Consider the following 25,929-nt stretch of genomic DNA (forward strand, 5'->3'; position numbering starts at 1 on the left):
AATATCTTGGATGTCCTGTTGCTGGGGGCGCCCTGGACGAAGCCGTCCCGGCTGCTCCTCATCTCCCTTGCAGCTCCTATAGCAAAGCTGCGCGATTAATTTAAGTTGGATTTCCTGATTGCAGCGATAAGATCACATTATGACAAACCTGACCCTGAAGCAGCTGCGCTATTTCGAGGCGCTGGCGCGGCACAACCACTTCGGACGCGCGGCGGACGCCTGCGCGATCTCCCAGCCCGCCATCTCGGTGCAGATCAGGGAGTTGGAGGAAACGCTGGGCACGGAGCTTTTCGAAAGAGGCCCTCGGCAGGTTCGACTGACCAATTTCGGCGAAGAATTTGCCTTGCGCGTCCGCGACATCCTGCGTTCGGTGGATGAACTCGCCGATCTTGCGCGCTCTTCGCGCGACAGGCTGGTCGGTCGGCTACGCATTGGCGTCATCCCGACGATCGCGCCCTACCTCCTGCCGACCATCATTGGCAACCTCTCAAGCATGCATGACGGCCTCGATATCCATGTGCGCGAGACGCAGACGCAAAAGCTGATCCAGGAACTGGCGGACGGTCGGCTCGACGCGGCCATCGTTGCCTTGCCGGTGTCCGAACCGTCGCTGACGGAAATCGTGCTGTTTGCCGAGAACTTCGTGCTGGTCCGGCCCGGTGAAGACGAGGGAAAGCCGGTGCCCAATCGCGAGATGCTGCGTGAAATGCGGCTGCTTCTGCTGGAAGAGGGTCATTGCTTCCGCGACCAGGCACTGTCCTTCTGCAACATGCATTCGACACGGCCACGCGAATTGCTGGACGGCAGTTCGCTGTCGACCCTGGTCCAGATGGTCAGCGCCGGCATCGGCGTCACCTTGATCCCGGAAATGGCCGTGCCGGTGGAGACGCGCTCGGCGTCGGTCTCCATCGCACGCTTCAGGAGTCCCCAGCCGTCGCGGACGATCGGCATGGTCTGGCGCAAGACCAGCCCGATCGCCAAACAGCTGCTACGGATTTCCGAAGTCGTTCGTCAGTCGGCCGACACGCTGCGCGCACAGCACAATCCGACACCGATTGCGCACCTGCTGAACCTGGCGGCTGCCGCCGAATGAGGACTGCCACCTCTTCCTCAGGAGTAAAACCCGTTCGGCTTGTGTGATGAACCGGAACCGTCCGCCCTCTCAGTGCATTTCCGTGGATCGTGAACAAGCCCACTTTCAACAATGCTCCTAGCGGGTCGCCGGCAAGCTGGACAATCAAGCTCGGCGAATCGCCTGTCATTGGCACGGCGATCCACAGCGGTTCCGACGTCGGGCGCGCTTGCCAATCGCTCCTGTCCATCTCGGACTCCGACCGGCTGCGGGAGGAGGACCCCTTCACAGAACACTTTATCGCCGATTTCCCGACCCAGATCATCGTCCATCGATCGCGCTTTCAAGTCGATCTGAACCGCGCGCGCGAAGGTGCAATCTATCTGTCGCCGGACCAGTCCTGGGGCTTGAACGTGTGGCGAGAGCCCCCGGCCGAGGAGGTGATAGACGAGTCCCTCGCCCTTCACGACGCCTTCTATGCCGAGCTCAAGCTTGTCCTGTCCGAGGTTGAAAAGCGCTACGGCAGGTTCGTCCTTGTCGACGTCCACAGCTACAACCACCGGCGCGAAGGGCCGGAAGGAACGCCGGCGTCTCACGATGTCGCGCCTGACATCAATATCGGCACATTCTCGATGGACCGCGCGCGCTGGGCTCCGGTTGTCGGCGCCTTCATGGAGACGCTGCGCAGCCACCGTTTCAACGGCGAGCCGATCGACGTGCGCGAGAATGTGTCATTCCAGGGCAAGGGCGAACAGACCCGTTTCGTCCATGCTAATTTCCCCAAGACCGGGTGTGCCATCGCGGTAGAGTTCAAGAAGATTTTCATGGACGAATGGAGCGGCGACCCCGACTGGGCAGCAATCGAACAGCTGCGCGCTATGCTGGCATCTACGGTGCCCGTCCTGGAGTCGGCGCTGCGGGCCGTACAATGAAGCCCAAGCTCGTTGAGCCCGCGCCCCGGTTGGCGCAAATTGAATCGGACCTGGACGCGCTTTTCCAGGACGGCAAGCCGATCCGCCGCGAGTTCGGCAACGGCAACCGCTTGCACATGGATCGACCGCTGCCCTTTCTGTGTGTCCATGTTGGGTCGCGTCAGGATGCAGCCTTCCACATTGTTTCCGCCAACGCGTCCTATCTGATCGCGGCCGACATTGGCCTCGCCAGCGAGGTCGCGCGGCTGGTTGCGCGAAGGACCCGCGATCACTGCGGGGCATTCCTCATGCTGGACATCGGCGAGTTGGCCGAAGACCGGTTCCTGACGGAAGATGTTCCGTTCCTGCCGCCATTCGAGATTGCTCTGGCCTGCGGCAACACCGCGGCGGAGAAGGCTGCACTCAAGCGCTTCGCCACCGCTGCGTCGGCACGCGAAGCAAAATACCGCACCCCCCGCGTGGACGATCTCACCCCCACGACACGCGCCGAAGCACGGCTCTGGGATGATCTCGGTGATGCGGCATGCCTGACGGTGCGCTTCGCTCCGATCTACAGGGTGCCGGGCACCAAGCGCGTCTATCCTGAACTCCACGACCTCGTCGTCGCCAACATGGTCGATTCCGCGCTTCAGGCCGTCAGCGCCTTCCTGAAGGCATCAAGGCTGGAACAGCCGGCAACCCATCGTTCACTCGGGCGCCGCGCCTATATCGACGCAGTCGTGCGTGCCGACCGGGCAATTGACAGCGTCGCGTCGACGTTCGATTTTCTGCTAGCCGTCACACCGATCAATGCCGAACCAGCCTGGCTGGAATTCCAGGCAGGCGGCTTCGAGCATGTGCCCACACTGCTCTACAGGCCGCTCGAGTTTGGGGTCGCCGTCCAGAAGCGGAAGCTCTATTCGATCTCGCTCGATCATTTGGAAGATCCGCTCCTGACCAAACTGCTCTCCCAAAAGCAGCAGGAACTCGATCTCCAGCTGTCGATGCTCGCGGCACGCGAAACGCCCCGCTTCGTCGAACTCGGGCGAGCACTCTATGGCAGCGTCGAACCGAGCCTGGCGGCGCGGGCACGCACTATTCTTGAAAGGGTACCGCGAATTGCTTCGGCGGCCCGGCAGAAGGGCCTGGATGCCGACGCCGTTGCTTCGGCTGCGCGAGAGATGATCGCCGGGTACCGGGCCGCCTACGCCAATTTCGATGCTTCCGTGGAGATCCGCGGCGATCTGCCGGCTGGCCTCCTGGTCTCTCGAAACCGACTGCTGGTTTCGCGCGATACCAACCTTCCATCGGAACGGCTGACTGCGCTGCTCAGCCACGAGATCGGTGTTCATCTGCTGACCTATTTCAACGGTGATGCGCAGGGGCTTGCCATCTTCCGCAACGGGCTCGCCGGCTACGAGGGCATGCAGGAGGGACTGGCCGTGCTGGCGGAGTATCTGGTCGGCGGCATGACCGCGGCGCGGTTGAGGCTGATCGCGGCTCGGGTCATCGCATGTGAGGCGATGCTCGCCGGCGCAGCGTTTGAGGAAACCTTCCGCATTCTCCATAGGGATTTCGGTCTCGATGATCGCAGCGCCTTCAACGTCGTTCTACGTGTCTATCGAGGCGGTGGCCTTGCAAAAGACGCCATCTATCTGCGCGGCGTGGTACAGATTCTCGATCATCTCAAGAACGGCGGCAGCCTCACTCCTTTCTGGATCGGCAAGATCTCCGCCGCGCATTTCGGCGCGATCCAGGAGCTCAACGCACGCGGCCTGCTGCGGGCGCCGCGCCTAGAACCGACGTTTCTCTCTTCCGACGCGGCGCGTCCGCGCCTCAAGAAAGCGATGGCGGGAATCGACCCGATCGATATGGTTGAAACCTGAACGGAGCCTCCTCAATGCGCATTGCGTTCTTTGTCAATTCCATTGAGAGCGAGACGCCCGGCTACACGACGACAACGTTGGCGCTGGCTGCAGTCCAGCGCGGCCATTCCGTTGTCTATGTTGAACCAGGCGACTTCATACTGCGTCCGGATGACGGTCTGGCTGTCAGCGTCGCGGTTGTGCCAGATGCTACCTACAAGACGTCCGATACGCTGTATGCTGCCCTGAAGGATGCCGCGAGGCAGAAAAAGACCTTCGCGATAAGCGATATCGACATCTTGTTTCTGCGCAACGACCCGTCGCTGGACGCCACCGCTCGACCGTGGGCCGCCAACGCAGGCGTTATGTTCGGGCGGCTTGCGGCGGAACGCGGCGTCATTGTCGTCAACGATCCGGGCTGTCTAGGGCAGGCACAGAGTAAGCTCTATCTTCAGACTTTCCCCGAGGTCGTCAGGCCGGCGACCCTGATATCGCGCAGCATTTCCGAGATCCGCGCATTCATAGACAAAAACTCCAAGGGCTGTATCGTCAAGCCACTGCAAGGGTCGGGTGGCAAGAACGTCTTTCATATCGCGACGCCTACCGATTCCAATCTCAACCAGATTTTCGAGGCCGCCAGCGGTGACGGCTATCTCGTCGCGCAGACCTACATTCCGGAGGCGAAGGCTGGTGACGTGCGTCTTTTTCTGATGAACGGGCTGCCGCTGTCGCGCGACGGCAATTACGCAGCCTTTCGCCGCGTTCCAGCCAAGGGCGACGTCCGGTCCAATATCCATGCCGCCGGAACGGCCCGCAAGGTCAAGGTAACGGGCACGATGTTGCGTATTGCCGAAATGGTGCGCCCCAAGTTGATCAGCGACGGCATGTTTCTGGTCGGGCTCGACATCGTCGGTGACAAACTTCTGGAAATCAACGTTTTCACGCCAGGCGGGCTCGCACGGCTCGCCGCCATGTACAAGACGGACTTTGCCATAAGTGTCATCGTTGCGCTGGAGGAGAAGCGGACGCTGCGGCAAGCCTATGGAAAGAACATGCCGAATTCGCGGCTGGCGACGCTCTGAGGAACGCAGGCAAGCCGGCTGTGCCACGTCGACCTCCCATCACGGTTCTCGTACAGGGCTTCCAGCTGGCGCGCTGAACAAGATGTGTTTCGCCTGTTGGCGCGCGGTCTCTTATGATTGGCCTCGTGTGGCCACATCGCAATGATTCGCAAGGTGGCTTTGGCGGGAGAATTGATCCGGTGCGGTTGAGATCTGTTCCTCTGGGTGTCGCCAGCCTCCTCCTCATGGTGATCGCCTTGACGGCGTCGGTGAGGTCCTTTGCCGCGCTGCAGCCGTCGGGCTTTCCCGCCTGGCTGCAGGCCCATGTCGGCGATGGCGATGGGCAAATTTCAAAAATTGTCCTGGAGCGGGCGCGCGCGCTCTATCTGAAAAAAGTAGCGCAAGGTGCCGTCAAGAACCCCTGCTACTTCGCCATGGATGCCACACGTCCCGGCGATCTGGGCAGTGGAGTGCTCGGGCGCCGATACTATGTCATCTGCGAAGCCAGCCAGTCGTTTCGCGCGATTTCATCAGGTCACGGCGGCGGCCGGAATCTGAAAGGCACTGTCGATTTTTCAAATGGCAGACGGTGCTCGAAGAACTTCGGAAACGCCATGGATTCGGAGCTGACCGCCGGCGGCGCCTATATGACCCGCGAGGCGAAAACGTCGTTCAAAGGCTTTTATCGCACCGGCGCGAAACAGGACGCCGCATTTCTGCGCACCTTCATACAATTCGACGGCGAGGGCGAAGCTGCTAACGCCAGACAGCGGGTGATCGGCGGCCACGCGGCCCAGGTGCTGCGCGGCATGTGCCTGCGCAAAAATCCGAACAGTTCATATGCCGACCATGACGGTTTCGTGCCGTTCGGCAAGCTGGTGGAATACGCCGGCGGCCGCAGCAATGGCTGCACCAGCTGGTCGCCGGCGGATGCGCAGCAGATCATCTCAATGGTGAAGGACAACCCGACGACGCTTTACATCTACCCTGAATCACGCGACATCGCCGCAGTGTCGGCCAACCGTTCGCAATCGGGCGGTAGGCCCTACTGGAACGCGTCCTGTCTGAAGGAAATCGGCGCTCCAAAATTCTGGCCGCGAAAAACCCTCGAGCCGATGATTGCTCAATACGAAAAGGATCATCCGGCACCGCCATCGCAGCCGCTGCCAATCTGCAAGGGGTCTTGAAGTCCGCACCCGGAGAGGCTGCGAACTTCACTGTTGGTTTCGTGCGCCCGTTCAGCGCAGAAAATCGAGCACGGCCTGCATGAACTCGGCAGGGTATTCGACATTCGACAGGTGAACAGCGGGCAGGACAACCAGCTTCGCACCAGGCACCGTCGCCGTGATCAGCTCGCTGTGGCTGGCGGCGGTGACAGTGTCATGCTGGCCGGCGATCACCAGCGTCGGCCGGGAGATCAGCGCCACCGTACGGCGAAGGTCCGCATCGCGAACCGCCGCGAACAGGCCCGCCAGGCCTTGCCGGTTGATAGTCAGCAGCATGGCGCGAAACGCCGCGACGACCGGCTCGTTGGCCGCCACCATCGGCGCGGGGAACCAGTTGCTGAGGAAGACCTCGGCGGTTTCCGACATGTCCGGCGCCTGCAGCACGGCGGCAATCCGCTCGTCGAAATAGCTTGCCGGCCCGAGATGGGACGAGGTGTTGCTCAGGATCAGCCGCTCGATCCGCTCGGGCGCATGGATGCCGAGCCACTGCCCGACGAGCCGCCTAGCGACAGGCCGAGGAAGTGCACGCGTTCAATGCCGAGTGCGTCGAGCAGCTCGATCACGTCGCGACCAAGCCGGTCCAGCGAGTAGGCACCGACTGGGGCGCTTGATCCGCCATGGCCGCGAAAGTCGTAGCGCAGAACACGGAAATGCTTCGACAGCTCGTCGACCTGCAGGTCCCACATCCGCAGTGTCGTGCCGATGGAATTCGACAGCACCAGCACCGGCTTTCCAGCCTCGCCGTCTATCCGGTAGGCGATGCGGGTGCCGTCGCCGATGGTCACGAAATTCAGCTCATTCATGGTGAGGCACCTTCCCTTTGGGAGCGTTGAATGAGGCAAAGCGTAGCCGTGGTGGGTTTTTGATGATATTACAAAGATAGGACAATCTCTGTAGTAAAAGCTGACATGGCCGAATTCACCTTGCATGACCTGCAATGCTTCGACGCCGTGGTCCGCACCGGCGGCTTCCAGCCTGCGGCGGCCATGCTGCATCGCTCGCATCCGGCGGTGTTCGCTGCCGTCGCGAAGCTGGAACGACAACTCGACCTCATTCTTCTGGATCGCAGCGGCTATCGCGTGCGCCCGACCGAGGCGGGGCTGTCATTCCACCGCCGGGCGCGTCAGCTGCTGCGCGAGTTGGAGGACCTGCGCATTCATGCCGCCCAGCTGTCCATGGGCGAGGAAAGCGATATCCATGTGGTGATCGGCGACCTGTGCCCGCGCCCACAGGCGCTGGGGATGCTCGGACGGTTCTTCGCCCAGTACCCGGGCACGCGCCTGCATCTGCACTTCGAAGCAGTTGGCGGCCCGTGGGAGCGCCTCTTCGATGACGAAGCCGATTTGATCCTGCACTGGATCGACAAGGGCGACCCGCGGGTGGAATGGGTCGACCTGTGCAAGGTGCCTTTCATTCCCGTGGTGGCGCCGGGTTTTCTGCCGGAAGGCACCAGGCAGCCAATCACACCGGACCGGATGCACGCGCTCACCCAATGCGTCATGCGCGACACCGCCCGCCATTCACCACAGCGAGACTACTTCATGATCGAAGGGGCGCCGCAATGCATGGTGGCCGATCAGGGCATGAAGAAGGAAATCATCCTGCAGGGCCTCGGATGGGGCCACATGCCCCGCTTCCTGATCGAGGAAGAGCTGCGCGACGGACGCCTGCAATCCATTGCCGGCCGCCACCTGCCGGGCCGTATCGACGAATTGGTGGTGGCGCGCCGCTGCGACCGGCCGCACGGACCGATCGCGAACCGGTTGTGGGATCATATCCAGCAGGAGGCGCCAGCGTTGCGCCGTGCGCTCGAACCGCGGAAAACTGCCCGCTAGGCCACCGGCCAAACCAGCCAGCCAAAGGCGCAGTCCGACGATTGCAGCCGGGCTACGGCACCTGCGTGATGCTGCCGCTGCCTCTTACCTCCGAGCGCCGCATGGTCGGGTGCCCGTACAGCTCGACGTCACCGCTGCCGGAAATCGAGACGTCCGCATCCGCCTCCGCGGTTATCTGCGCATCGCCGCTGCCGCGAATCTCGATCTGTGCGGATTGGGCGATCAGGTTTTTGAGCCGCCCGGTGCCGGAACCGGAAATCTCCAGACCGACCGTCTTGGCGGTTCCGGTGGCAGCGACGCTGCCGCTCCCGCGGATGCTCAGTCGCAGCTCAGGCTGATTGATCTGCGACAGGGTAACGTCGCCGCTGCCGAGCACCTTCCAGTCTGAAATCGCCGGCCCCGACAGGTTGACATCGAACCGGGGCGCGAACCAGCCCGGCTCGCAGTCCAGGCTGAGCCTGCTGCCCTCCATCCGCACATGGTCGAGCAGCGCTGGGTCGCCGGTTACGACAGCCTCGGCCTTGTCCCCCGGCTGGTAGTGGACCGAAGCCGGCAACTCGATCGTCAGACTGTCGCCAGCACTGAAGGGCAATGTGATCTCTTTTCTGGTGGATGTGGCCGCTCCGCAGGTGGATTGCCCGCCAATCCAGGCCCCCCCGGCATGGACCCAATCCGGTCCGGAAAGACCGATGCCCAGAGCCAGAAAAACGACGGCGCCGATCATTCCGGCGGTGGCGACGAATGCCAATTTTCCAGTCATTGTCCGTTTCCTTCAACGTTATGACAAACAACGCTCAAACGGGGTTGCGGTCCGATTGAGTGAGACGGGAATGCAGCCGCGCATAGCGCCCGAGGACCCCTATGCCCGCACTCGAGCCCAACAACAGCAAGGCGCCGCCACCGAGCAGGCTGCTGACCAGTCCGGCACCGATGAACAGGCGACCCAGCGTCGCTGTGAGCGTCCCGCCGCTGGAGAACACCAGTGCGGTGAGAATGATCTTGACGCCGAGCGCACCGATGGCGACGAGCGTGATGCCAAGGCCGAGCGCAAGGACGGCCGCGATGATGAGCAGCGGCAGCAGGAAAACGAGATCGACGAAGGCAAGGCCGGCCAGCGCCAACATGGCCGCGAACATGTTCGACACGCTCCAGTGGGCTTCGAAGCGACGCAGCCCGGCTTCGGCCTGCAACTCGCGGGCAAGCCTGGCCGGATCACCCAGGGCAGAAGCGACCTCAGCTTCGCTGCGGCCCGAGGCATCGGCGAAATGAGCGCTGTAGTCGCCAACAATATCCTCGATCTCCTGAGGCGGCAGGCCGGCGAGCCCCAGTCTCAGCGTGCGCAAGAAGGCGTCCCTGGTCATGGCAAATCCTCGAGAAGTTTATCGACCGCGCCGGCAAACGAGCGCCAGTCGCGGCGGTGAGCTTCGAAAGCTTTCTGGCCCAGCGGCGTGAGCCGGTAATATTTGCGCGGCGGCCCGCTGCTCGACTCGACGATGCGGGTCGCGACCAGGCCTTCATTCTGCATCCGCCGCATCAGGGGATAGATCGTGCCTTCCCCCATGCTGACCGCGGCGACTAGCGTGCTGGCGATTTCATAGCCATAGCTTTCGCCCCGTGACAGCACGGCCAGGACGCACAGATCAAGCGCGCCCTTTCGCAACTGCACCTGGATCGAGTCGGTCATGGCAGATCTCGGTTTCGAGATGTGTATATAACACGCTACCTGTTTATGCAAGGTAGCGGATTGACGTTCCTCGGCGGCTCGTGCGATCGGGGTCCGGGAACTGTGTCCGGCGAAAAAATCCGATCAATGCGCGAGGTCGCGTGCCGCCGCGACGCCAGCGACCTGTCTCATGGAAAGAGGTTCAGGAAATACGAGGCTCTCGCCCGCCTTTGCGCGGCACGTAGGCGTTGCCTTCGCGAGGACCCTTACTGCAACAGGCCCTTGACGATGCCGCTCGCCTTGCCGAAATCCATCTGGCCGGCATATTTCTGCTTCAGCGCGGCGATCACCTTGCCCATGTCCTTCTGGCTGGCCGCACCTGTCGCCGCAATCGCCTCGCGCGCCGCCGCGGCCACCGCGGCATCGTCCAGCTGCGTTGGCAGGAAGGTGCGGATGATCTCCATCTCGCCGCGCTCCTGCGCGGCCAGTTCCGGCCGTTTGCCGTCGTCGAACGCCTTGGCCGATTCCTCGCGCTGCTTCACCATCTTGGCCAGGATCTGCAGGATCTCCTCATCGCTGGCCGGCTCCTTGGCCGAACCGCGATTGGCGATGTCGCGGTCGTGGATGGCCGCCTGGATCAGCCGCAGCGTCGGCAGCCGATGCTTGTCCTGCGCCTTCATCGCGCTCTTGAGGGATTCGGCGATTTTGCCACGCATGGTGCTTTCTCCTTCGATCGGCGCGGACAATAGCGCCGAGGACAGGCCAACGCAAACTCTGATATCTTTAGGCAAGTCACTGATATTGCTTGATGAAATAATTCGAAGCCCGATTTCGCATGATCATTGACCGCTCTGCCCCCTTCCCCTATGTACTGGGCCTTGCATGAACTGAAGCCTGAGTGCGTGAAAGCTGCGAAATCGCCGCTTTGCGCCGTTTGCTGCGCAGATGGCCCGCCGGGCCGGTTGAAGCGCGCAGCCACATAGGAGTGCCGCCATGGCCGAGATGACCGCCCCCTGGGCAACCGAAAAGCCGACTGCCCTTCTGGTGCTGGCCGACGGCACCGTCATCGAGGGTCGCGGCCTGGGTGCCACCGGCTCCGCCGTCGCCGAGGTCTGCTTCAACACCGCGCTGACCGGCTACCAGGAGATCCTCACCGACCCGTCCTATGCCGGCCAGATCGTCACTTTCACCTTCCCGCATATCGGCAACATCGGCACCAATGACGAGGACATCGAGGACCTCAATCCGGTTGCCCGCGCCGGCGCCGTCGGTGCCGTGTTCAAGGCCGATGTCACCAACCCGTCGAACTACCGCGCCGGCACCGGTCTCGACCAGTGGCTGAAGAAGCGCGGTATCGTCGCCCTGTCGGGCATCGACACCCGCGCACTGACCGCGCTGATCCGCGAAAAGGGCATGCCCAACGCCGTCATCGCGCACGCGCCCGATGGCGTCTTCGACCTCGACGATCTGAAGCAGCGCGCCGCCGCATGGTCGGGCCTGATCGGGCTCGATCTCGCCAAAGAGGTCACATCAGGCCAGTCCTCGGTCTGGCGTGAGACGCCATGGGGCTGGAACGAAGGCTTTGGCGAACAGGCCGCGCCCTCGATGCATGTCGTTGCCATCGACTACGGCGTCAAACGCAACATCTTGCGCCTGCTCGCCGGCCTCGGCGCCAAGGTCACCGTGGTGCCGGCCAACACCGGCGCTGAAGAAATCCTTGCCATGCAGCCCGACGGCATCTTCCTCTCCAACGGCCCCGGCGATCCGGAAGCCACCGGCGACTATGCCGTGCCGGTCATTCAGGACCTGTTGAAGACCGACATCCCGGTCTTCGGCATCTGCCTTGGCCACCAGATGCTGGCGCTGGCGCTGGGCGGCAAGACCGCCAAGATGCACCAGGGCCATCACGGCGCCAACCATCCGGTCAAGGACCACACCACCGGCAAGGTCGAGATCGTCTCGATGAACCACGGCTTTGCCGTCGATGCCGATTCGCTGCCCGCCGGCGTCGAGGAAACCCATGTCTCGCTGTTCGACGGTTCGAACTGCGGCATCACGCTGACCGGACGGCCGGTGTTCTCGGTCCAGCATCACCCCGAAGCCTCGCCCGGCCCGCAGGATTCGCACTATCTGTTCCGCCGCTTCGTCAATCTCATCCGCGAGAAGCGTGGCGAGGAATTGCTGGCGGAGCGGGCTTAACTCGATCCGCTAGCGCTGCCCCATAGGGCACGCCACAATCACGCCGTGCCTTCGGAAGGTCTACGCCACCGGCCGGCCTTCGCTGGCTTCTAGGATGGCGAACCATTGCTGGCGGTCGAGGCTGATCTCCAGCGCCTTGACCATGGCAGCCAACCGTTCCGGCTTCATCGTGCCCAGCACCGGCACCAGTTGCGCCGGATGGCGCAGCAGCCAGGCGATGGCGACGGCAGCGAGATCGCCGGCACCGATCTCGGCGGCTACAGCCGCAAGCGCCGCACGCACCCGCGCTTCTCGCCCCTCCTTGCCGGTGAACAGCGAGCCGCCGCCCAGCGGTGACCAGATCATCGGCGCATAGGAAAGCCGCTGTGCGTGATCGAGGCTGCCATCGGTCAGCGGCGATGTCTTCAGCACCGACATTTCGATCTGGTTGGTGGCGAGCGCGAAGGGCAGCCGCGAAGCCAGGAGATCGAACTGCGACGGCGTGAAATTGGAGACACCGACCGCCCGCACCTTGCCGGATTTGACCAGCCCGGCCAGTGCCGCCGCCGTGTCGTCGGCATCCATCAGCGGGTCCGGCCGGTGCAGCAGCAACAGGTCGAGATAATCGGTGTGGAGATTGGCGAGCGAGCGGTCGACCGAGGCCGCGATATGGGCGGCACTGGTGTCATAGTGCTTCAACCGGTTCTGCGGCCGGTTGCCCGACGCCAGCATGATGTCACATTTCGAGATCAGCTCGATCTCGTCGCGCTTGCCTTTCCAGCGCGCCAGCCCGGCGCCGAAGGCCGCCTCGACCTCGTAGTTTCCATAGATGTCGGCATGGTCGAAACTGGTCAGGCCGAGATCGACGGCGGTGCCGATCAGCCGGGCCACTGCTTCGGCATCCGGGCGGACGGCGCTGTCGAGCAGGCGCCAGGCGCCGAAAACCAGCCGTGACAGCGACGGCCCGTCCTCGGTCAAGGCAATGCGGCTATCGTGGCTCATATCTGCGCTCCATCTTCCGCGACGCCGGCCGTGACGTTTCTGAGCGGCGCCGGTCTGGCCACTTTGGTGACGAAGACAATGAGCGCCAGCGTCAGGAAAAACGCGCCGACCAGATAGGGCGCGCCGCCGAAGGTCACGGGCGCATTCGGCCCCGTGAACCAGGAAAAGATCGCCGTATAGAGCAGCGGCGTGATGATCGAGGTGATCGAGAAGATCGAGGTCATCGCGCCTTGCAGTTCGCCTTGCGCCGAAGGCGGCACCTTGGCGGCGGCGAGGCTCCTCAGCGGCGGATCGGCCAGCGCTTCCAGACAGCCGACGACGATCACCGCATAGATCATCCAGCCTTGCGACGCGAAGGCGTAACCGAAGGCGCTGAGCGCCGTGAAGGCAAGGCCGATAACCGCCGTTTTCCACTCGCCAAGCCTAGGGATGATGCGCGGCAGCACCGTCGCCATGACGATCGCGCCGCACAGGCCGAAGGCGCCAAGCGAGAAGCCGATCTGCTGCTCGCTCCAGCCATAGCGGTAATTGGAGACGAACGACCACACCGCCGGATACATCATATGGCCGAGCGTCATCAGGAAGAAGACAAGCCCGATCCAGCCGATGCCTTTGTATTGGCGCATCTGCAGAAGCGTCCCGACCGGGTTCGCGCGTTTCCACTCGAAGCGGCGGCGGTGCTTGTCATCGAGCGTTTCCGGCAAGAGGAACAGCGCGATCAGGAAGTTCACGAAAGCCAGCCCGGCAGCGAAATAGAACGGCACGCGCGGCCCGAACGTGCCGAGCAGCCCGCCCAGAACCGGCCCGATGACGAAGCCGACGCCAAAAGCGATGCCGAGCAGGCCGAAATTCTTCGCCCGGTTATCGTCGTTGGAGATGTCGGCGATGAACGCGGATGTCGTCGAATAGCTGGCGCCGGAAATGCCGGCCAGCACGCGTCCGATGAACAGCATCGGGTAGGACCAGGCGACGGCGCAGATCAGATTGTCGATGGAAAAGGTCAGCACCGAGGCGAGCAGGATCGGCCGTCGCCCGAACCGGTCGCTCAAGCCGCCCATGATGGGTGCGAAAAAGAACTGCATCGCCGCATAGACGAAGAGCAGCCAGCCGCCCTCGATCGCCGCTCCACTGATGCTGACGCCGGTCAACTCCCTGAGATAGGCCGGCAGCACCGGCATGATCATGCCGAAGCCGATGATGTCGAGCAGTAGCGTGGTGAAGACGAGCGCAAGGCCCCGTCTGGCGGTTTTGGGGTCGATCATGAAGGGTCAAGCTCCTCTGCTCGCCCTGGGGCGCAGGCGGACGCACCTTATAGGCGAGCCCGCTGCAAGGAACAATGAGGGAACAGGCCGAAGTTTTTCATCCTGACATTCCCTGACGGCACTTTCGCCGTCAGGCCAGTCTCGGGAAACAGTCTCTCAGATCGGGCCGCTCAGCGTGTTGCAATCCGAAAGCTTGCCGCTCTTATAGCCGCGCGCCAGCCAGGTCTGCCGCTGCTGCGAGGTGCCGTGGTTGAAGCTTTCCGGCACGACATAGCCCTGCGTCTTCTTCTGCAGCGTATCGTCGCCGATCTGCTTGGCGGCGTTCAGCGCACTCTCTATGTCGCCCTGCTCCAATATGCCTTTCTGCGCGGTGTAGTGCGCCCAGACGCCGGCGAAGCAATCGGCCTGAAGCTCGATGCGCACCGACAGCTGGTTGGCATCCGCTTCGCTCATGCCTTGCCGCATCTGGTTGAACTTGGACATGATGCCGGTCAGGTTCTGCACATGGTGGCCGACCTCATGCGCGATCACATAGGCGCGGGCGAATTCACCCGCGGCGCCGAACTGCTGGTCCAGCTGCTGGAAGAAGGTCATGTCGAGATAGACCTTGTGGTCGCCGGGACAATAGAATGGCCCGGCCGACGACGAGGCCGAGCCGCAAGCCGAGCGAATCTGGCCGCTGAACAGCACCAGCTTCGGGTCCTCGTAGGTCAACCCCTGAGACTTGAAGATGCCAGTCCAGGTGTCTTCGGTCTCGGCCAGCACGGTGGCGACGAACTGCTTCATCTCGTCATTGGCGGGCGCACCCGCGCCGCTGTCCTGGGCGCCGCTGTCGTCAGTGATCTGGCCGCCGCCGCCCGGCGACAGGCCGCCATCGCCACCGCCGAGGATCGTCGACGGATCGAAGCCGAAATACCATCCGGCGAGAACAACCAGAATGACCAGGAAGATGCTCCCGCCACCACCGGCACGACCGCCGATCGGGATGCGGAACTGACCGGGGCTGCCGCCGCCGAGACCGCCGCCGCTATCGCTGCGGTCGTCCTCGACATTGTCACTCTGACGGCGGCCTCTCCAGAGCATGGCAACTCCTCGCGCTGCGAACTTCCCCGTTGTTCCGGCAAGGCCGGCTCAACCCAACAAACAATTATCGCAATGGTTGCGCCAAGTCACAGTATTTTTCGAGCCTGATATGGCGACCTCGCCACTCTGGCCGAGACCAGGGAAGGCCTGTAGCATCGCCGCAAACGGAGGGGTACGCGAGGCTTGAAGACGATCGGTCAATTCCTGTCGCTGTTCGCGGCACTGCTCTGCCTTGGTCTCACAAGTGCCGGCGCGGTGACGCTCGATTCCAGCGTTGCCGTCACCGATCCCGCCACCTTGCAGGCGCTGGAGCGTGGCGGCCTGTCGATCAGCCGCCTGCTGGGCCCGGCACTCGGCCTCACCCGCGACGTCGACAATCGCGGCCTGTTTTCGGTGCCGGCGCTGGCGACGGTGCGCGATACAGTCAAGCAGCAGATCGCCGACGAGCCGAAGACCAGCCCCGACCCCTATGTCGCGACCATGGCGAAGTCGACGGACACCAGCCAGAAATTCAATCCGAAATACGTCGATGACGACGGCTCAACGCTCGACCTGACCGGCGTCGTCAACCGCATGGACCGGGGCTATCTCGGTCATACCGAATGCGGCGAGATCCGGCTGATCTACCGCTTCCACTATTCGGTCGCGGAAAAGCAGATGAAAGGAAAGGTGAGCCAGCGCATTTCCTCGCGCCTGCCACTGACCATGAGCCTGGTGTTCAACGCCAAGCCCACGCGAGCGCAGGCCCGCGCTTCAAAGGACTTGCCGAGCGCGACGGACGTGTCCTGTGCCGACGTCGCCAAGCGCTGGCTTGCCGCCGGGCGGAAGGACCTTGCGCCGGATCAGCTCGCTGCCTGGCTGCGCTCCGACGAAGGCCCACTCTCCGGCGCCATGCTGAATTCGTCGCAGATCATGCGGCTCGAACTCAACATGCAGGTGCTCAGGCTATCGGCCTCGACGCGGCGCGATTTCGGCGGCCATGCCGAATATCTGCTGAAGATCTTCAAATGGGATCCGGCCACCTCGAGCTTCTACGAATCAAAGATGGAGAACCAGATCGACCGGGCGACGGTTCTGGCCGACAAGCCGGCCTTCGCCAAATGGCTGCTCACCGACCGCAACATCTACGACCTCGACCATGGCCGGCTGGTCATCGACGAAAAATTCCTGGCCAAAAGCGCCGTCTCCGTCGCGCCCGGTGGCCTGAGCCGGTCGCAGAACAACATCGCCTACGGGCTGGTCGAAGATGCCGATATCGACCAAGCGCTGAGGGACTATGTCGCCAGGGGCAACACGCTCGCGACCGTCAAGTCGGTGGCCGGCTTCGAATTGCGGCTCAACGAGATGACCTGCACCGGATGCCATCAGACGCATGGCATTGCCGGTTTCCACTACACCGGCGCCGACCCGGCCAGCGAGCCGCGCCGCAACGCCGTCTTCGTGCCGGGCTCGGCCGTGTTCTTCGCCGACCTGCCGCGCCGCCGCGCCATCGTCGAGCAGTTCGCGGCCGGTGGCCATCCGGATTTCACGCGCGGCTTCGCCGCCCGCCCGGACGAGAAATATGCCGAGGCGCTGAAAGGCACCGACCTCTACAATGGCTGGGGCTCGATCTGCTATCGCGGCGAGGATCCAAGCTTCAAGGACTGGAGCTGCGGCGAAGGCCTGCGCTGCGCTGGCGTCCACGAAAGCGCCATCCATCCGGGCTTCGGCACCTGCGTCAGCGAGGCCGGCACGGCGGTTGGCGATCCCGTCGAGTTTGGCGAGATAAGAATGTCGACATGGGGCAACGACCAGTATTGCCGCCTGTCGCCGGCCACCGCCAAGGCCTGCGCCATCGATCCGGCGCGGGACAAGAAGCCACTGGTCAAGCTCGCCGGCTATGGCGCCGCGCGCCAGCGCTATGACAATCCCGAACAGAAGACCGGCGGCTTTCCCGGCGGCATGCTGCGCAAGGCGAGCTGCGACAAGCTTCCCGACGAGGCGACGTGCGGCCGTCTGGCCAAAACCGGCTTCAACGACTGCATCGCGTCGGGCAAGGACCACAAATTCTGCACCAAGGAGTTTACCAAGACGGCCGGCCTGCGCGCCTGCGACAAGGCGCATCCCTGCCGCGAGGACTATATCTGCACCGCCGGCTATGACGACCTGCCCCAGGCCAAGCCTGGCGAGGGCACCTGCATCCCGCCCTATTTCATCTTCCAGTTCCGCGTTGACGGCCACCCGCGCAGCTGGGTGCAAGATGTCAAGGAGTGAGCCGCATCCCAACAGGCGGGCATTCGCCTACAACCGCGCACATCGGTCTGACGACGTCAGCCTGACAGGCGCCGTTATTATTTCTGCTTGGTGCCGGCGCTCCTGCCATCCGAACTTTTCGAGCGCTCCTCGAAGCGCGCGGCGCCCTTCTTCAGGGGATGGCCGGTCTCGGCCTCGGTCTTGCGCTCGTCCTTCGCCGCCGCCTGCTTCAATCCCTTGGCCGCCTGCTTGCCCTTTGCGGTCGGTGCCTGTTCAACGCCCATCGCTTCCTCCTTTGGCGCGCGACAATCGCGCGGTGTCAGGAGCAACGTGCATAACCCATGGCGGTTCCGGCGACTTCTTCGTTCGGGAAACTCGACACTGACGTGGCTCAGCGTGCCGCCGTCATCGCCTTGCGGAACGCTTCCAGCGTCTCGGCGCTGACATGGTGCTCGATGCCTTCGGCATCGATGCGCGCGGTCTCGGCACTGACGCCGAGCGAACGCAAAAAGGCTTCCACCGTCTGGTGGCGGATGCGGCTCTCCACCGCTACCTTGCGGCCGGCATCGGTCAGGAACACGCCGCGATAGGGCTTTCTCGACACCAGCCCATCGGCGCACAGCCTGGTCAGCATCTTGGCCACCGTCGGTTGGGCGACGCCGAGCCGTGCGGCGATGTCGACCTGGCGGGCCTCATTGCCGTCCTCGATTAGGTCGGCGATCAGCTCGACATAGTCCTCGACCAGCGCGCTGCGGCGCGCTTCGCGTGTCTGCCGGAACCCTTCCGAATGGACATCGGCATCAGGCAGCGGCTTCTCGCGCGGGACCGGTCTGTTCTTCAGCGCCAATGCGCGCTCCTCCTGAGGCTTCTGCCGTCCGTGCATTCATAGCACGGGCTCTGATTCTTCAGGCCGTTTATTTGCATTCCCCCGCAGGTGCAACCGGCGTCTGCGGTTGCATCTTTTGCGCCTTGACCAGGAGTCGAATAAAAAGCACCGACAATGAAATATAGCATATTGCATATTGTTGAGCCGTGGCATAGCTTAAGACAACGTCAGCACGTCTCGCGGAAAGCCCCCCTCATGTCTGAAGTCGAAGCCACAGCCTCCCGATCCACGTGGCGGTTCGCCAGGCCCGAGGACGACGATCAGCCCAGCCTGCGCGAGGTCAATTCCTCCATCAGCGTGCCGAGTTCGGGCGTCTGGTTCCGCCGGCTGTTCGCCTTCATGGGCCCCGGCTACATGGTCTCCGTCGGCTATATGGACCCGGGCAACTGGGCGACCGACCTCGCCGGTGGCGCGCAGTTCGGCTACACGCTGCTGTTCATCATCATGCTGTCCAACCTGATGGCGATCCTGCTGCAGGCGCTCGCCGCCCGCCTCGGCATCGCCACCGGCCGCGACCTCGCCCAGGCCTGTCGCGCCTACTATCCCCGCCCCGTCAATTTCATGCTGTGGATCGCCTGCGAGCTGGCCATCATTGCGTGCGACCTCGCCGAAGTCATCGGCACGGCGATCGCGCTGCAGCTTCTGTTCGGCATTCCGCTGATCGGCGGCGCCATGCTCACGGCGCTCGACGCCTTCCTGGTGCTTCTCTTGATGAACAAGGGCTTTCGCTATCTCGAGGCGTTCGTCATCGCGCTTCTGATCATCATTTTCAGCTGCTTCGCCATCCAGATCTTCGTCGCCGCCCCGCCGGCCGGCTCGATCCTGCATGCCATGTTCGTCCCGTCATCCGAGATCGTTACCAACCCGGCGATGCTCTACATCGCGATCGGCATCATCGGCGCCACCGTCATGCCGCACAATCTCTATCTGCACTCCTCGATCGTGCAGACCCGCGCCTATGAACGCACCGACAAGGGCAAGCGCGACGCCATCAAATGGGCAACGACGGACTCGACCATCGCCCTGATGCTGGCCTTGTTCGTCAACGCCTCGATCCTGATCGTGTCGGCGGTCGCCTTCCACGACACCGGCCATCAGGACGTCGCCGAGATCGGCCAGGCCTTCGAGCTGCTGTCGCCGCTGCTGGGCCTCAGCATTGCCTCGATCCTGTTTGCGGTGGCGCTGCTCGCCTCGGGCCTCAACTCGACCGTGACGGCGACGCTGGCCGGCCAGATCGTCATGGAAGGTTTTCTGCGCCTGCGCATCCCCAACTGGGCACGCCGGCTTCTGACACGCGGCCTCGCCATCATCCCGGTGGTGATCGTCACCGCGCTCTATGGCGAAAAGGGCACCGGTCAGTTGCTGGTGTTCAGCCAGGTGGTCCTGTCGATGCAGCTGCCCTTCGCGGTCGTCCCGCTGGTGCAGTTCGTCTCCGACAAGAAGAAGATGGGCAACCTCGCCATTCCGCGCGGCGTCGCCGCACTGGCCTGGGTGGTCGCCGCGGTCATCCTGGTGCTCAACTTCAAGCTGCTCTACGACACCATGTTCGGGGTCGGCTGAGTCCCGGAAATCGACTGGCCTGCCAAGAGATAGTCTCGCGACAAATCGGCAATCCGCACTTATCTTGTCCCCGTCATGACTGGGATCGAAGACATCAGGAAGTTCTACGGGCGGCTGATGGCCGCCAATTCCGGCTCGCCCGATCCGCGCCTGGAGGCGGTCTTCGCCGAGGTCCCGCGCGAAGCGTTTCTCGGTCCCGGGCCGTGGACGATCATCGCCGGCAACGGCAAGGTCACAACGCCGAGCGCCGATCCGGCCCACATCTACCAGAACGTACTGGTGGCGCTCGATAACGCCAAGGGCATCAACAATGGCGAGCCGTTCCTGCACGCCATGTGGATCGGAAAGCTTGCGCCGAAACCCGGCGAGGCCGTTTGCCACATCGGCGCCGGCACCGGCTACTACACCGCGGTGCTGGCCAGGCTGGTTTCGCCCGGCGGCACCGTCACCGCTTTCGAACTCGACAAGCAACTGGCCGTGCTCGCGCGACAAAATCTCGAAGCCTATGGCAACGCATCCGTCGTCCACGGCGATGCCGTGACGACGCCCCTGCCGTTGTCCGACATCATCTATGTCAATGCCGGCGTCGCCGCGCCGCCGGCGGGATGGCTGAAGGCGCTGCGGCCAGGCGGCCGCATGATCTTTCCCTGGCGCCCGGCCGAGCGCGTCCCGCTGGCGGTGATCGTGACCCGCACCGAAAGAGGCTTCGCCTGCGATCCCTTCATGCGCTCGTGGTTCATTCCATGTGTCGGCGCCTCGATTGCAGACCTTGCGGCGAAGATCCCGACGCGCGAGCAGGCCGCGCGTAGCCGCTCGATCTGGCTGGCATCGGACAAGGCACCGGACCGCACCGCCACCGCTATCTTCGGCGAGGTCTGGTTCTCATCGCGCAGCCTCGATGCCAGGCCTCGCGGTTGACGCATCGAGGACGGGCTTGCCAAAATTTTGCAAGCGGTGTCGGACGGGTGGTCGGTCACCCGTCCTTGGGCTGAAGTCCGGCCGCGACGGCGTGGATTGAAGAAACGGGAGCATCGACAATGAGAAAGATCATCGCCGCGACATTCGTCAGCCTCGACGGGGTCATGCAGGCACCCGGCGGTCCGGAAGAGGATCCGGTCGGCGGCTTCAAGTTCGGCGGCTGGACGTTCCACTATTGGGACGATGCCATGGGCGCCTTCATGGGCGAGACCTTCGGCAAGCCCTTCGACCTGCTGCTCGGCCGCAAGACCTACGACATCTTCGCCGCGCACTGGCCCTATCAGGACAACGACCCGATCGCCGAAAGCTTCAACGCCGTCACCAAATATGTGGCGACGCACCGGCACGACACTTTGACCTGGAACAACAGCCGGTCGCTGGGCGCCGATGTCGTGGCGACACTGCGCAAGCTCAAGCAGGAAGACGGCCCGGACCTGCTCATCCAGGGGTCGAGCGACCTGATCCAGACCTTGCTGGCCAACGATCTGATCGACGAGGTCAGCCTGCTGATCTTCCCGCTGGTGCTGGGCAAGGGCAAGCGGCTGTTCGGCAATGGCACGCTGCCTTCCGCCCTCAAGCTGACCCACTCGCAGGCCTCGAGCACCGGTGTCATCATGGCGACCTACGAACGAGGCGGCGAGATCAAGGTTGGCTCGTTTGCGCCGGAGAAGCCGTCCGAGGCAGAGATCGAGCGGCGCAAGAACTGGAAGTAGCACGACCTGGGTTCCTCGCCCTGCCAGAGCGGGGGCGAGGAACCAAGTTTCTACTCTCAAGCCGCCTGCGGCCGCCGGGCCAGCCCATCGCGGATATGGCGCGCGAATTCCTGCGCCGCAGGGCCGACGCCATGCTTGGGCAGATGCAGGTTGATGGCAAAATTCGGCAGCGGCGGCAGTCCGGAATCCAGGGGCAATATGTCGAGATCAGCCGGCACGGTGGAGGCCAGCCAGGTGGTGACGGCGAGGTCCGAGCGCACCGTCGCGGTCGTCGCGTCGATGTTGCCGTTCTCGAACACGGTGCGCCATTCCAGCCCATGCTCGCTCAGCGCCGACAGCACCGCCGGCCGGAACGCGCAGGTGTCGGCAACGATCGAGACCGGCAGCGGCCGCTTGGCGCGGGCGACGCCGCCTTTCGCGCCGACCCAGACCAGCCGGTCAATGGCAAGGCACTCGCCCGCCGTCGGGCCGACCCGTTCCTCGATCACCGCAAGGTCGATGGTTCCACTCGCAAGGGCAGCGGCCAGTTCCGGCGACGAGGCGCAGACCAGCGATATTTCGACCTGCGGATAGGTCTCGGCATAACGCTTCAGCACCGGCGCCAGCAAGGTGCCGACAAGGTCGTAGGGCACGCCGAGCCGCACCTGGCCGGCCACCGGGGTGCCCGCCATCTCGGCCCAGATCTCGTCATTGAGGCCAAGCAGCCGCTTGCCCTTGCCGAACAGCCGCTCGCCGGCTCGCGTCAGCCGCAGGCCGCGCCGGTCGCGCTCGAACAGGCTCGAGCCGAGCGCCTCCTCCAGCCGCTTGACCTGCTGGCTGACCGCACCCTGTGTCAGGTGCAGCGCATTGGCAGCCGCCGTCATGCTGGCCTTGTCGGCGACGGTGACGAAGGTGCGGATCAGCGCCATGTCGAGATTTCGGATCATGCTGCATTATGCCTTCTAATGCTAACCATGGCAAACATTGCATTTACTGAAGTACGTGCGCGGCTAGGATAGCCGCATGCTCGAGCCCATCATCCCCCTCATCCTGTTTGCAATCGTCGCCACCACCACGCCCGGCATCGCCACGACCCTGTCGACGGCGTCCGGCGCGCAGTTCGGCTTTCGCCGTTCGGTTCCTTTGCTGGTCGGCAGCGCCGCCGGCCTCGCCACCGTGACGGGCGCCGCCGCTGCCGGGCTTGCCGGCCTGCTGCTTGCCGTGCCCTCACTGCAACTGGCGATGAAGGTCATCGGCTCGCTCTATCTCATCTGGCTGGCGATCAAGATCGGCCGCAGCGGACCGCCCAACCTGGACGTGACCATGGCCAGACCGAACAGCTTTCTCGGCGGCGCTGGCATTCAATGGATGAACCCCAAGGGCTGGGCGATGGGGCTGGGCGCCGCCGCCTCGTTCGCGGCATTGGCCAGCGGGCCGATGCAGCTTGCGCTGCTGCTCGGCGTCACCTTTGGCCTCGCGGCCGCCGCTTCGCTGTCGCTGTGGTGCGTGGCCGGCATGCTGCTTGCCCGGCTGCTCAAGACCGAGTGGCAATGGCGCGCGCTCAACATCGTGCTGGCGCTGGTGCTTGCCGCCTCGATCATTCCGATGTGGCGGTCGGCTTAGACGCCAACCGCCACGCTCTCATCAAGCCGCGTAACGCGCCGCCGGCTTGTCGGCATGCAGGCTGCCGTAGAAGGCTTGCCGCGCGCCGAGGAAAGTGTCCAGCTTGGCGGCGTCGGCAAGCCCCGGCACGGTGACCGTTTCGCCCTTGGTCAGGCCGACAAGTGCGGCATCGACCAGATCGTCGGCCGTCATGACGATCTCCTGCGGAAGGCTGTCGATATCGCTGCCGGCAATCTCCCAGAAATCGGTCCGGGTCGCCCCCGGCAACACCACCTGCGCCTTTACCTGCGTACCCGCGACTTCGCGCTGCAGGGCTTCGGTGAAGTTGACGACATAAGCCTTGGTGCCGCTGTAGATGCCGCCGAACGAGGTGTCGAAGGCGAGCACCGAGGCGATGTTGACGATGGCGCCACGGTTGCGCGCCTTAAGCCCCGGCAGCACGGCACGGGTCAGCCGCGTCAGGGCGATGACATTGACCTTGATCATGCGCTCGGCCGCATCGGCGTCGGCAGTCGCCACCACCTGCTGGCCGCCAATGCCGGCATTGTTGATCAGCAGCGTCACGCTGTCGTCGGCGGCGATCGCCTGCTCGACGCGGCGGATGTCATTGTCGTCGGCGAGATCGGCGCTGATCACGCTGACCTTGCGGCCATAGGCATAGCGCAGCTTCTCCGCCAGTTCCTCGAGCCGGTCGGCGCGCCGCGCCACCAGCACCAGATCATAGCCCTGCCCTGCCAGCCGGTCGGCATAAACCGCGCCGATGCCTGCCGAAGCTCCGGTGACGACCGCCGTGCCCTTGTTGCTCTGTCCACTCATTGTCCTGTTCCTTCTTCGACTGATTTGCTTCGCTTCAACCTGGCCGCCGGCAGTTGGGGCAATCGCCCTCGCCTTGCCGGCAAAGCCATCTGATTTCATTTAGTGGTATATGCCACCATTAGTGAAGTAGGCATATGCCACTATCTTGTCAATGATCGGAACGGGGATTATTTGTGGAAGCTGCGGGCGGACATCCTGTCGCCGTCGCCGAAGGAAACATCATGCCGAAAGACACCCTGCCCGGCCTGACGCTGTGCAACAACGCCATGCTGCGTCGCGCGGCGCGCAAGCTTGGCCAGTTCTATGATGATGTAATGGCGCCCTCGGGCCTGAAAGCCACGCAGCAGGGCCTGCTCTACCAGATCCACATCGGCGACGAGCCGGCGATGGGCGCCATTGCCGCGTCGCTGATCATGGATCTGTCAGCGCTCGGCCATACGCTGAAGCCACTGATCCGCGACGGCTATGTCGAGACCTTCGCCGATCCCGACGACCGCCGCATCAAGCGCGTGCGGCTGACGCCGCGGGGTCTGGTCAAGCTCGATGAGGCGATGAAGCTGTGGCACGTCGCCCAGCAGCGTTTCGAGGACGTGGTCGGCAAGGAACAGGCGGCAAAGCTGCGCGCGGCGCTGGATGACATCGCCGCGCTGGATTTTGATCTGCCGCCGGCCAGCTAGGGCAATTCCCGGAAAAGTGTGAAACGGTTTTCCCGGGAAAAGCGCGTAGCGCTTTCCCTTAGGGAATTGCGTCAAAGAAATAGCCGGCCGACGATTCTACTCAGCCGGCATGGCGACCGGCCGCGCCGCCCAGCGGCCGGCAAGTACGATGCCGAGCCCGATAATCGGGAAGGCCGCGGCGACCAGGCCGAGATCGGCCGGCGCGCCGTAGCGCAGCACGGCACCACCGACCACGGCGCCCAGCGCCACGCCGAGATAGAGCGCCGAACCGTTGAGCGACAGCACGATCGGAGCGGCATCGGGCGCCAGCTTGATGATGCGGCTGGCCTGCGCCGGCGGGAACGCCCAGCCGACGATGCCCCACGGCACCATCATCGCCATCAGCGCCGGCCCGGCAATATGCGGCGGCAGGAAGGTCGGGATGACCGACAGCATGACCAGCATGGCGGCGCTCAACGCCAGCGACCAGCCGACGGTGCGGGTCGCACCGAAACGGTCGGCTGCCTGGCCGCCGGCAATGTTGCCGATCACGGCGCCGACACCGAAGGCGAGCAGCATGCCCGGCAGCGCGATCTGGCTGAGCCCGCCGCCCTCGATGGCGAGCGGCGCGACATAGGCAAAGACGGTGAAGGCGCCGGTCAGCGCCAGCAATGTCGTCAACAGGATCGGCATCACGCCGGGACGCATGGCCGCCGCCAGCCTGCGCTTCAGCGGCAGCCTGGTGCCGACGATGCCGCGTGGCAGCCGGTACCACAGGATGGCGCCGGCAAGCGCGCCAAGGCCGGCAATGGCGTAGAACGTGCCGCGCCAGCCGGCAAAGGCCGCCACCAATGCGCCAAGCGGCGCGCCGACGGCGACGGCCACCGTGGTGCCGCCGACGACGACGGCGATGGCGCGGGCCCTGTGGTGGTCATCGACCAGCGCCACCGCGGTTCCTTGCGCGGTCGCGGCGAACAGGCCGGACGACAGCGCCATGACGATGCGCGCGATCAACAGAAGTTCGAAGGAGGAGCTCAGCGCGGCGGCAATGTTGCCGATGACGAAGAACACCAGCGTCCACAGGATGACGCGGCGCCGGTCCCATTCGCCGGTCAGCGTCGCCAGGATCGGCGTGCCGATCGCATAGGCGAGTGCGAAGGCGGTGATCAGTGTGCCGGCCAGTGGAATGGAGATGCTGGCATCCGCCGCGATGTCGGGCAGAAGGCTGGAGATGACGAAGCCTTCGGTCGAGATCGTGAACGATCCGAGCGCAAGCCAGAAGAGGCGCTTGTCCATGGGGCGGGGTCCTTAGTTCAAAAGTTATTGAA

General features: G+C 63.8%; 25 protein-coding genes and 1 pseudogene. 13 read left to right on the forward strand and 13 right to left on the reverse strand.

Annotation, left to right across the window (positions count from 1 at the left end; genetic code table 11):
* Positions 1 to 139: 139 nt before the first annotated feature.
* From ACFSOZ_RS19810 to ACFSOZ_RS19830, 5 genes are all read left to right on the forward strand, one after another.
* A complete protein-coding gene (locus ACFSOZ_RS19810; RefSeq protein ID WP_379100589.1) occupies positions 140 to 1,093 on the forward strand; it encodes a hydrogen peroxide-inducible genes activator in 954 nt (317 codons plus the stop codon).
* An 86-nt stretch (positions 1,094 to 1,179) separates the two neighbouring features.
* The gene (locus ACFSOZ_RS19815) at positions 1,180 to 2,004 is read left to right on the forward strand and encodes an N-formylglutamate amidohydrolase (protein WP_379100994.1); all 825 of its coding nucleotides are present in this window, start codon (positions 1,180 to 1,182) and stop codon (positions 2,002 to 2,004) included.
* On the forward strand, positions 2,001 to 3,869 hold the full coding sequence (locus tag ACFSOZ_RS19820) for a flavohemoglobin expression-modulating QEGLA motif protein (protein ID WP_379100591.1): 1,869 nt from the start codon (positions 2,001 to 2,003) through the stop codon (positions 3,867 to 3,869). Before ACFSOZ_RS19815 ends, ACFSOZ_RS19820 begins: the two co-directional genes overlap by 4 nt.
* Positions 3,870 to 3,883: 14 nt before the next feature.
* Positions 3,884 to 4,930, forward strand: a complete 1,047-nt coding sequence (locus tag ACFSOZ_RS19825; RefSeq protein WP_379100593.1) for a glutathione synthetase — start codon at positions 3,884 to 3,886, stop codon at positions 4,928 to 4,930.
* Between the two features lie 179 nt (positions 4,931 to 5,109).
* A complete protein-coding gene (locus ACFSOZ_RS19830; RefSeq protein WP_379100595.1) occupies positions 5,110 to 6,096 on the forward strand; it encodes a hypothetical protein in 987 nt (328 codons plus the stop codon).
* Positions 6,097 to 6,147: 51 nt separating this feature from the next.
* On the opposite strand, the pseudogene pcaD reads toward ACFSOZ_RS19830, so the two are convergent.
* A pseudogene (gene pcaD, locus ACFSOZ_RS19835) lies at positions 6,148 to 6,938 on the reverse strand (3-oxoadipate enol-lactonase).
* Between the two features lie 105 nt (positions 6,939 to 7,043).
* Between pcaD and ACFSOZ_RS19840 the strand changes: the two are divergent.
* Entirely contained in the window at positions 7,044 to 7,970 is a 927-nt protein-coding gene (locus ACFSOZ_RS19840; RefSeq protein ID WP_379100597.1) for a LysR family transcriptional regulator, read from the forward strand.
* Positions 7,971 to 8,022: 52 nt separating this feature from the next.
* On the opposite strand, the gene ACFSOZ_RS19845 is transcribed toward ACFSOZ_RS19840, so the two are convergent.
* The 4 genes from ACFSOZ_RS19845 to ACFSOZ_RS19860 all read right to left on the reverse strand — a co-directional run bounded on the left by ACFSOZ_RS19845 (position 8,023) and on the right by ACFSOZ_RS19860 (position 10,349).
* A complete protein-coding gene (locus ACFSOZ_RS19845) occupies positions 8,023 to 8,730 on the reverse strand; it encodes a GIN domain-containing protein (RefSeq protein ID WP_379100599.1) in 708 nt (235 codons plus the stop codon).
* A 34-nt stretch (positions 8,731 to 8,764) separates the two neighbouring features.
* The gene (locus ACFSOZ_RS19850) at positions 8,765 to 9,331 is read right to left on the reverse strand and encodes a DUF1700 domain-containing protein (protein WP_379100601.1); all 567 of its coding nucleotides are present in this window, start codon (positions 9,329 to 9,331) and stop codon (positions 8,765 to 8,767) included.
* Positions 9,328 to 9,654 carry a PadR family transcriptional regulator gene (locus ACFSOZ_RS19855; RefSeq protein WP_379100603.1) on the reverse strand — a complete coding sequence of 109 codons (327 nt, stop codon included), beginning with the start codon at positions 9,652 to 9,654 and terminating at the stop codon, positions 9,328 to 9,330. Before ACFSOZ_RS19855 ends, ACFSOZ_RS19850 begins: the two co-directional genes overlap by 4 nt.
* A gap of 245 nt (positions 9,655 to 9,899) precedes the next feature.
* Entirely contained in the window at positions 9,900 to 10,349 is a 450-nt protein-coding gene (locus tag ACFSOZ_RS19860) for a GatB/YqeY domain-containing protein (RefSeq protein WP_379100605.1), read from the reverse strand.
* Between the two features lie 277 nt (positions 10,350 to 10,626).
* Between ACFSOZ_RS19860 and carA the strand changes: the two genes are divergently transcribed.
* On the forward strand, positions 10,627 to 11,832 hold the full coding sequence (gene carA, locus ACFSOZ_RS19865) for a glutamine-hydrolyzing carbamoyl-phosphate synthase small subunit (protein ID WP_379100607.1): 1,206 nt from the start codon (positions 10,627 to 10,629) through the stop codon (positions 11,830 to 11,832).
* A gap of 60 nt (positions 11,833 to 11,892) precedes the next feature.
* On the opposite strand, the gene ACFSOZ_RS19870 is transcribed toward carA, so the two are convergent.
* The 3 genes from ACFSOZ_RS19870 to ypfJ all read right to left on the reverse strand — a co-directional run bounded on the left by ACFSOZ_RS19870 (position 11,893) and on the right by ypfJ (position 15,158).
* The gene (locus ACFSOZ_RS19870; protein ID WP_379100609.1) at positions 11,893 to 12,813 is read right to left on the reverse strand and encodes an aldo/keto reductase; all 921 of its coding nucleotides are present in this window, start codon (positions 12,811 to 12,813) and stop codon (positions 11,893 to 11,895) included.
* Positions 12,810 to 14,075: a TCR/Tet family MFS transporter gene (locus ACFSOZ_RS19875; protein ID WP_379100611.1), complete on the reverse strand. Its 1,266-nt coding sequence runs from the start codon at positions 14,073 to 14,075 to the stop codon at positions 12,810 to 12,812. The genes ACFSOZ_RS19870 and ACFSOZ_RS19875 overlap by 4 nt, the downstream gene beginning before the upstream one ends.
* Before the next feature lie 156 nt (positions 14,076 to 14,231).
* Positions 14,232 to 15,158 (reverse strand): KPN_02809 family neutral zinc metallopeptidase, encoded by a 927-nt coding sequence (ypfJ, locus tag ACFSOZ_RS19880; RefSeq protein ID WP_379100613.1) that lies wholly within the window; start codon positions 15,156 to 15,158, stop codon positions 14,232 to 14,234.
* 183 nt (positions 15,159 to 15,341) lie between these two features.
* Between ypfJ and ACFSOZ_RS19885 the strand changes: the two genes are divergently transcribed.
* On the forward strand, positions 15,342 to 17,411 hold the full coding sequence (locus tag ACFSOZ_RS19885; protein ID WP_379100615.1) for a hypothetical protein: 2,070 nt from the start codon (positions 15,342 to 15,344) through the stop codon (positions 17,409 to 17,411).
* Between the two features lie 77 nt (positions 17,412 to 17,488).
* Here ACFSOZ_RS19885 and ACFSOZ_RS19890 read toward each other — a convergent pair whose 3' ends face one another.
* Positions 17,489 to 17,674 (reverse strand): hypothetical protein, encoded by a 186-nt coding sequence (locus tag ACFSOZ_RS19890; protein ID WP_379100617.1) that lies wholly within the window; start codon positions 17,672 to 17,674, stop codon positions 17,489 to 17,491.
* Positions 17,675 to 17,781: 107 nt separating this feature from the next.
* Positions 17,782 to 18,237, reverse strand: coding sequence for a manganese-binding transcriptional regulator MntR (gene mntR / locus ACFSOZ_RS19895; protein WP_379100619.1), 456 nt, complete (start codon positions 18,235 to 18,237; stop codon positions 17,782 to 17,784).
* Between the two features lie 234 nt (positions 18,238 to 18,471).
* Here mntR and ACFSOZ_RS19900 point away from each other — a divergent pair, with 234 nt between their 5' ends.
* The 3 genes from ACFSOZ_RS19900 to ACFSOZ_RS19910 all read left to right on the forward strand — a co-directional run bounded on the left by ACFSOZ_RS19900 (position 18,472) and on the right by ACFSOZ_RS19910 (position 21,527).
* Positions 18,472 to 19,836, forward strand: coding sequence for an Nramp family divalent metal transporter (locus ACFSOZ_RS19900; protein WP_379100621.1), 1,365 nt, complete (start codon positions 18,472 to 18,474; stop codon positions 19,834 to 19,836).
* Positions 19,837 to 19,911: 75 nt separating this feature from the next.
* Complete coding sequence (locus ACFSOZ_RS19905) at positions 19,912 to 20,754, forward strand: protein-L-isoaspartate O-methyltransferase family protein (RefSeq protein ID WP_379100623.1); 843 nt, start codon at positions 19,912 to 19,914, stop codon at positions 20,752 to 20,754.
* 119 nt (positions 20,755 to 20,873) lie between these two features.
* Positions 20,874 to 21,527, forward strand: coding sequence for a dihydrofolate reductase family protein (locus tag ACFSOZ_RS19910; protein ID WP_379100625.1), 654 nt, complete (start codon positions 20,874 to 20,876; stop codon positions 21,525 to 21,527).
* A 56-nt stretch (positions 21,528 to 21,583) separates the two neighbouring features.
* Here the strand turns inward: ACFSOZ_RS19910 and ACFSOZ_RS19915 are convergent, their stop codons facing one another.
* Positions 21,584 to 22,453, reverse strand: coding sequence for a LysR substrate-binding domain-containing protein (locus ACFSOZ_RS19915; RefSeq protein ID WP_379100627.1), 870 nt, complete (start codon positions 22,451 to 22,453; stop codon positions 21,584 to 21,586).
* A 76-nt stretch (positions 22,454 to 22,529) separates the two neighbouring features.
* Between ACFSOZ_RS19915 and ACFSOZ_RS19920 the strand changes: the two genes are divergently transcribed.
* On the forward strand, positions 22,530 to 23,129 hold the full coding sequence (locus tag ACFSOZ_RS19920; protein ID WP_379100629.1) for a LysE family translocator: 600 nt from the start codon (positions 22,530 to 22,532) through the stop codon (positions 23,127 to 23,129).
* Positions 23,130 to 23,150: 21 nt separating this feature from the next.
* Here ACFSOZ_RS19920 and ACFSOZ_RS19925 read toward each other — a convergent pair whose 3' ends face one another.
* Positions 23,151 to 23,945, reverse strand: a complete 795-nt coding sequence (locus ACFSOZ_RS19925; protein WP_379100631.1) for an SDR family NAD(P)-dependent oxidoreductase — start codon at positions 23,943 to 23,945, stop codon at positions 23,151 to 23,153.
* Positions 23,946 to 24,166: 221 nt separating this feature from the next.
* Here ACFSOZ_RS19925 and ACFSOZ_RS19930 point away from each other — a divergent pair, with 221 nt between their 5' ends.
* Complete coding sequence (locus ACFSOZ_RS19930) at positions 24,167 to 24,622, forward strand: MarR family winged helix-turn-helix transcriptional regulator (protein WP_379100633.1); 456 nt, start codon at positions 24,167 to 24,169, stop codon at positions 24,620 to 24,622.
* A gap of 96 nt (positions 24,623 to 24,718) precedes the next feature.
* Here ACFSOZ_RS19930 and ACFSOZ_RS19935 read toward each other — a convergent pair whose 3' ends face one another.
* Positions 24,719 to 25,897 (reverse strand): MFS transporter, encoded by a 1,179-nt coding sequence (locus ACFSOZ_RS19935; RefSeq protein ID WP_379100636.1) that lies wholly within the window; start codon positions 25,895 to 25,897, stop codon positions 24,719 to 24,721.
* Positions 25,898 to 25,929: the final 32 nt, after the last annotated feature.

This window comes from Mesorhizobium newzealandense, from assembly GCF_042682145.1.
GTDB lineage: Bacteria > Pseudomonadota > Alphaproteobacteria > Rhizobiales > Rhizobiaceae > Mesorhizobium > Mesorhizobium newzealandense.